The organism is Methylobacterium sp. WL18, from assembly GCF_008040015.1.
Lineage (GTDB): Bacteria > Pseudomonadota > Alphaproteobacteria > Rhizobiales > Beijerinckiaceae > Methylobacterium > Methylobacterium mesophilicum.
Genome location: NZ_VRVD01000771.1, coordinates 1 through 1,978, shown reverse-complemented (window position 1 = coordinate 1,978; position 1,978 = coordinate 1). Strand labels below are relative to the sequence as shown.

Sequence of the window (1,978 nt, the reverse complement as noted above, 5' to 3'; positions counted from 1 at the left end):
GGCCAGGACGCTGGCCGCCACCGCGTCGGCGGCGGCGGTGCGGTAGGCGTTGACGCGGCCCGCCTCGATCACCGTGTCGACCCGGCCGACCTCCTGGTCGAACAGCAGGATCACCGAATTGTGCCGCGGCAGGCCCCGGTCCGGGTTGCCCGGCCAGAACGAGCCGACCTTCAGGCCGGCATAGGCGGCCGTCGATCCCGACTTGATCGAGAACCGGTTGGCCGGCTCCGAGCCGTGCCCGAGCACCGCCGGGAACAGGGTGGTGCCCGGTGCGACCGCGGCGATCAGCGCCTCCCGGGCCGCCGCGAACGCCAGGACGTGATCGACCAGGGCGGCGGATTCCTCTTCCGAGATGAAGCGCATGAGCGGCAAGCCTTTCCTGTGATTCGGCCTCTCCCATCCGCGCCCTCATCCTGAGGTGCCGGGCGATCGACGATCGCCCGGCCTCGAAGGAGCCCTCCAGCGGCCGCGCGACCTCTGGAGCCCTCCTTCGAGGGCCGCTGGCGCGGCCACCTCAGGATGAGGGGGATGGGTGGGAGCCGCCCCCTACCCTACAACGTCATGCCGCGGGCGGTGACCGGCCAGACCGCCTCGACCCGGCCGTCCCGCACCCCGACATACCAGTCGTAGACGTTGACGGTCGGGTCGCAATGGCCCGGGATCAGCTTCAGGCGGTCGTTGAGCTTGAGCACGTTGCCGGGATCGCTGATCACCCCGTGCTCGTCCGAACACTTGACGTATTCCACGTCGCTCCGGCCGAACACCAGGGGCAGGCCGCTGTCGATGCTCTGGGCCTTCAGGCCGGCGTCGCAGATCGCGACATCGGCCTTGGCCTTGCTCATGATCGACGTGACGATGAACAGGCTGTTCTCGAAGTCGCCGATCGGCTGGCCGCTCGCGTCCTTCACCCGCTGGTAGTCGGCGTCCATGAACACGTAGGAGCCGCATTGCAGCTCGTTGTAGACGCCGCTGCCGCCCTCCAGGGCGAAGCTGCCGGTGCCGGCGCCCGCGACGATGTCGCAGGCGAGCCCTTCGGCCTTCAGCAGGTCGACGGTGCGCTTCGTGTCGTCGATCGCCGTCTGGATCAGGGCCTTGCGCTCGGCGTAGTCGCGCACGTGCTGCGCCCGGCCCTGATAGGCCTGCAGCCCGGCGAAGGTCAGCCCCGGCGCCGCCGCGATCTTTTTCGCGATCGCCACCGCGGGCTCGCCGGGGGCGACGCCGCAGCGGCCGGCGCCGACATCGATCTCCACCAGGGCCTCGAGGGTGACGCCGTATTTCACGGCGGCCGCCGACAGGTCATCGACGTTGCCGGGGTCGTCGACGCAGACCAGCACCCGCGCCCGCTTGGCCAGGGCCGCCAGGCGCTCGATCTTCTGGGGCGCGACCACCTGGTTCGACACCAGCACGTCGCGGATGCCGGCGCTCACCAGGGCCTCGGCCTCGCTGACCTTCTGGCAGCAGACCCCGCAGGCCCCGCCCCGCTCGATCTGCACGGTCGCGATGTCGGAGGACTTGTGCGTCTTGGCGTGAGCCCGGTGGCGCAGGCCGTTCTCCTTCATGAAGCGGCCGAGCGTGTCGACGTTGCGCTCGAACGCGTCGAGATCGACCATCAGGCAGGGGGTGTCGACCTCCTCCACCGGCATGCCGACGCGGGCGGGAATGTTGTTGCGCATGGGGTGTCTCCTCCTGGTCGGGCGTTTTTTCGTTTCGCGGTCGCCTCAGCGGGTCACGGGGCGAGACCCAAAAGCTCGGCGATGCGCGGCGTCGCCTTGATGCCGGTGCCGGTGAGCACCGCCACGACGGTCTCGTCGGGCCCGATCGCGCCGCTGGCGGTCAGGTCGGTCAGCGCCGCCGCCGCCATCGCGCAGGTCGGCTCGACGTAGAGGCCGGAGCGGGCGAGCTCCATCAGCGCCGCCTCGATCGCCGGCTCCGACACCGCAACGGTGCCGCCCCCGGACCGGCGCAGCGCCGCCAGCAC

The 1,978-nt window shown here is 70.7% G+C and carries 2 protein-coding genes and 1 pseudogene; all 3 read right to left on the bottom strand.

Annotation, left to right across the window (positions count from 1 at the left end; all coding sequences use genetic code 11):
• A pseudogene (locus tag FV228_RS28105) lies at positions 1–363 on the bottom strand (ornithine cyclodeaminase family protein); the annotation flags it as partial.
• A 188-nt stretch (positions 364–551) separates the two neighbouring features.
• Positions 552–1,673, bottom strand: a complete 1,122-nt coding sequence (locus FV228_RS28100; RefSeq protein WP_147857494.1) for a DSD1 family PLP-dependent enzyme — start codon at positions 1,671–1,673, stop codon at positions 552–554.
• 53 nt (positions 1,674–1,726) lie between these two features.
• The coding region (locus FV228_RS28095; RefSeq protein WP_147857493.1) for a pyridoxal-phosphate dependent enzyme at positions 1,727–1,978 on the bottom strand (252 nt) is incomplete at its 5' end.

Excerpts from the sequence above, each read along its gene's own strand:
- FV228_RS28100 (WP_147857494.1), bottom strand. The coding sequence starts at position 1,673 with ATGCGCAACAACATTCCCGCCCGCGTCGGCATGCCGGTGGAGGAGGTC.